Raw genomic sequence first — 455 nt, 5'->3', positions numbered from 1 at the left:
CGTTGAAGTTTGCCCTCAAGGACTGGTCGGCGAGGTCGTCACCAAACTGGCCGGAATAGGAGACGCCGAAGCCGGCAGATGGCGAGATCGCATAGTCGAGACCGACTTCAACGACCGCGGCGTCACGTGCAATCGGCACACCGGCGATGGTGAAGGTGCTGCCCCCACCGAACTGCATCATCGTCTCGGGGACGACATCGCCGAAGGCGTGCCGCCAGCCGAGCATACCCTTCGCGGTCAGGCTCGCCCCATTCAGGTCGAACATGGTCGAGGCGCGCAGGCCGAGCGTGGTGAAGGTCGCATCCGTCGAGCCGCTTGCCCCCGACAGCGCTGCAACGCCGCCCTTCTCTGTGAACCCATCCGTATCGAGGCTCACATAGGCGAGGTTGGCGAAGGGCTCGAAGGCGACGCTGCCAAGGGCGACGCGGTAGCCGAGTTCGCCGAACGCCTGCGTG

1 protein-coding gene is annotated in these 455 nt (G+C 65.3%); it reads right to left on the bottom strand.

What is annotated here, in order from left to right:
• Nucleotides 1-455: autotransporter outer membrane beta-barrel domain-containing protein (locus C5748_RS27515; protein ID WP_146119664.1), on the bottom strand; the 455-nt coding region annotated here is incomplete at both ends.

The organism is Phyllobacterium phragmitis, from assembly GCF_002980495.1.
GTDB classification, from domain to species: domain Bacteria; phylum Pseudomonadota; class Alphaproteobacteria; order Rhizobiales; family Rhizobiaceae; genus Paramesorhizobium; species Paramesorhizobium phragmitis.
Note: the sequence above shows the minus strand (reverse complement) of the source record. Positions and strands in the feature narration are given on the sequence as shown.